Below are 3,727 nucleotides of genomic sequence, written 5' to 3'. Positions count from 1 at the left end.
GGCTGTTCTCGTTGGGCCGGATTCCGATCACAAGATCACATCGACCCGCCGCGCATCCGCCCTGGTCATCCAGCAAATGGCGGCTGCCGTACTAGGGCATGACTACTCTCCCCTATACACAAGACGACCCGCCGAACATTCGACGACAGATTCTCAAGCATCTCGCTCGCGTCCTGACAAGTGCTTGACTAGCGTGCAAGGGGTGACTATCTTGATGAAGATCCTCAAGCCAATTCGATAATCTCCTGCACCCCCTCACGCTCAATTCGAGCGAATAAGGAGTTCGGCATGAAGAGAATCGGAGTCTTACTCAGCCTGACCGCTCTCGGTGCTGCACTATCCGGGGCCATCCCCGCGTCCGCGAGCACCACCGCCGACGCCGATGTCCTAGCAATTGCGCAAAGCTATCTCACCGATCGCGCCACCCGCCTCACCGTCGATATCCCACCGAACAGCAGGCGGGCCCTCACGACCGTGCCGACCAGCATCGCGCTGCAAGAGCACCTGGCCGATGACGCCGCTGCCATCGACCAGCGCAGGCAACTCCTCCGCTCTGTCAACGGCGGGCACGTGCGCGCGGACGTCTCCGTCTCGGACGTCAGCCATTCCACGCAGGGAAATTTGAGCACACTCTCCCTAACAGAGCACACCAAGCTCTACTTCGCCCGTCCGCTGACCGACGGGCCGGCGGCTGAACGGTATCGGCTGCGACATCGCTTCACTTTTGAGAAGACTGGCGACGGATGGGTGCTCACCCAGTCGACTCCAGAGCTGTCCACTAACGGGCTCCCGCCAGACACCTACCCCAGGGCGTTCACAGCCCGGACGGTAACCGCCTCCCCACCCGGCGAGCCGAGCGTCACAGCCCGCCCGAAGTCGATCCAACGGCCTGACAAGCTCTCGCGCGGCTACCGCTCGTCGAACTCGGTCAACATGGCCTACGACTACCAGGCAATGGTGGACTACGCCTACCGCTACGCGGAGAACTACAACCCCAACTATCGGACGTACGGCGGTGTTGGAGGGGACTGCACGAACTTCCTGTCCCAGATCGTCAAGGCTGGCGGCTGGCAGGGGACGGGTGCATGGCCGGGAGAGGATCGCACCAGCCCGGCCGAATGGTTCTACGGCGACGCCACCTGGACCACGACCTACACCTGGGCCGCCGCGCATAACTGGTTCCAGTTCGCAAGGACATGGTCTGGCCGGGTCAGCGGCCTGTCCAATGTCTGGCAGATGGGAATCGCCGACGTCCTACAGATCGACAGCGACAGCGACGGCAACATCAGTCACTCGATGGTCGTCACCGACATCGGAGTCGATGGATCCGGTGTCGATGAGCTCTTCATGACCTACCACAGCAGCGACACCGTGGACAAACCGCTGAGCAGCGTGCTCGCTGGCTATGGCGCCAGCGCCACCTTCTACGCACACCGGACGTAGGATCCGTAACCATGAGCCTCACAGGCACCCTCCGGGGATTCGGCATGATCCTCGTCGGGTGCCTCTTTCTGGCCGGTTGTAGTACGGATCCGGAGTCCGGGGCGGCCGATCCGCGAGCTGCCGTCGATGCCTACATTGCGGGGCTCAACACCTCGGATTACCAATCTATCGCCCGTCTCGCTCCTCCACTGAATGACCCATCTGCGGATATTCGGAAACGACTGGCTGCCTACGGCGGAAAGGATATCAAGCTGACGGCTGTTGATATTCGCAGTGAGATCACGCCGAAAGCGGCGCTGGCTCGGCTGGATGGGATCGGAAAGGCCGGAAAGTACAGCGAAACCCTGTCGCTGGAAAGAAAGGGCGATCGCTGGTTCATCGCCCTTGGGCGCAATCCCAACTTACCAAGCGATCAGATGACGGCCTCGACGACACGACCCGGCTAACCAAGTTGCCACAACCCTGCGCCTGCCGACAATGTCGTCCGCCCAGGTTAAAAGCCTTGTAGGTCTTCTCCTGGCGTGGACAACCTCCGGTCACCAAGAGAGATAATCTGTGCGGCAGGATGATCGGCCGTGCTCCTTCGCCTGGTCTATCTCGCCGTCACGAAAACCTTCGCCGCCCTGCGGTTGCTGCCGTTGGGAGATCGGGACAAGGACGTTGATATTCTCGCCCTGCGCCACCAGATCACCGTGCTTGAACGGCAGCTCGGTGTCGATACCAGGGTGAGGTTCACTCTCGAGGACCGGGCCTTTCTCTCTGCGCTTCTGGCCTCGTTGCCGCGCGAGGTGCTGCGTCGGCTACGGCTGCTCGTCCGGCCGGATACCGTCTTGCGCTGGCACCGCGAGTTGATGAAACGGCGTCATGCCGGTACCTGTCGGCCGAACAGGCGTGGGCACCCGCCCACGGTCCGCTCCATCCGTGTTCTCATCTTGCGCCTGGTTCGCGAAAATCCCCCGTGGGATAGCGGCGGGTGCACGGTGAGCTCGCCACGCTCGGCATCAAGATCGCACCGTCCACGGTCTGGGAGATCCTCAAGCAGGAAGGTCTTGATCCGGCGCCCGAGCGGGCGTCCACCACGTGGGCCGACTTCCTGCGCTCGCAAGCCGACGCTCTGCTGGCCTGCGATTTCATCGAGACCGTCACCTTCAACGGGCAGCGCCAGTAGCGTGCGTCACCGCAGATCAGCAGTAGCCGCCAGCGGTAAGTCTCGGAGCGATGCCACGTGCCAGCGAACACGCTTTGCGGCGTGACCTGTACCGTTCCGCCGGTTCTCTACCGGACCTGACGCGGGGTGTCGAGTGGTTCAGTGATCATCAAATGTTCGTCGAGGGCTGCGACGAGCCTGTCAGCCAGCCTGGGGGTGACGTTGGCGGTCCACTGCTGGACAAGGTTGAGAAACCCGCTGAGGTGCAGTTGTGCTGTCGTGAGCAGCCTCGGAAGCTCGCTGCGTGTGATCTCGATGGCCAGGAGCGGAGGAACGTCTTGGTCATGTTGCCGGAGCTGGATGATCTGACTGTCGTGCTCGATCTGAGGCGTGGGGTCGTGTCCCAGCCAGGGCTCTTCTCCGTGAGCTACGCCCCACCAGCCCCGCCAGTTCTCCAGGCCAAAGCAGCAACCGGGCGGAACCTCGACATTCGTGGTGGTGTCGCGGAAACGTAGCCCGCCCGGAGCGATCAGGGCTTCCGCTTGGGCAAGGTGCTGATCCAGGTGAGCCTCGGTCATGTCGGCGGCGTGGGTGATGGGGATGCCGTTGTAGCTGAAGATGGCGGCCATCGCGGTCCCGACTTCGGTCGGGGACATCTGGTCAGAGAGAGCGAGCAGGCGGTCGCTGGACGGCTCGGCGATCGGCCAGGCCGTGAAGTCCACCGCGTCGTAGGTTTCCAGGACGACATCGACGATGACCATGTCCGCCAGTATCCGGCCATCGCAGAGCCCTGTGGTCACCGGCAGGCGCGAGGAGGGCTCGGCGACAGGCCAGAGGGCCTAACGGAGTCAGTCAGCGAACGCAGTGACACGAGGGTGCTACCGAAGGCCTTGTGCATTCGTTGTGGCACGTGGCGACGCCGTAGGCATCACGTGACCCGAAGCGGCATACCCCACCGGCGTTCGCATCGAAGAGGGCAGAGGCCGTGACGATCGCCGACTTCGGTTCCCATGTCTCGGGCTGGGGCGATCGCTGCCGCGGACCTCCTAATGAGTCTTAGGAGCAGGCCATCCGGCAGACTCCATGGTGGATAGCGGCCGCCGGTGGGTGAGCACTCGGTCCTCCTGGGCGTTGAGT

At 62.9% G+C, this 3,727-nt stretch carries 4 protein-coding genes; 3 read left to right on the top strand and 1 reads right to left on the bottom strand.

Annotation, left to right across the window (positions count from 1 at the left end):
* The first annotated feature begins 288 nt into the window (after positions 1-288).
* From ACFXJ8_RS43845 to ACFXJ8_RS43835, 3 genes are all read left to right on the top strand, one after another.
* Positions 289-1,443, top strand: coding sequence for an amidase domain-containing protein (locus ACFXJ8_RS43845; protein WP_379651490.1), 1,155 nt, complete (start codon positions 289-291; stop codon positions 1,441-1,443).
* 11 nt (positions 1,444-1,454) lie between these two features.
* On the top strand, positions 1,455-1,889 hold the full coding sequence (locus ACFXJ8_RS43840; protein WP_379651488.1) for a hypothetical protein: 435 nt from the start codon (positions 1,455-1,457) through the stop codon (positions 1,887-1,889).
* A 527-nt stretch (positions 1,890-2,416) separates the two neighbouring features.
* Positions 2,417-2,611 (top strand): hypothetical protein, encoded by a 195-nt coding sequence (locus ACFXJ8_RS43835; RefSeq protein ID WP_379651487.1) that lies wholly within the window; start codon positions 2,417-2,419, stop codon positions 2,609-2,611.
* Between the two features lie 107 nt (positions 2,612-2,718).
* Here the strand turns inward: ACFXJ8_RS43835 and ACFXJ8_RS43830 are convergent, their stop codons facing one another.
* Entirely contained in the window at positions 2,719-3,351 is a 633-nt protein-coding gene (locus ACFXJ8_RS43830; RefSeq protein ID WP_379651485.1) for a hypothetical protein, read from the bottom strand.
* Between the last annotated feature and the right edge of the window lie 376 nt (positions 3,352-3,727).

The sequence above is a fragment of the Nonomuraea sp. NPDC059194 genome (assembly GCF_042754765.1).
Lineage (GTDB): Bacteria > Actinomycetota > Actinomycetes > Streptosporangiales > Streptosporangiaceae > Nonomuraea.
The sequence above is the reverse complement of the archived record's forward strand: the minus strand, read 5'-3'. Positions and strand labels throughout refer to the sequence as shown.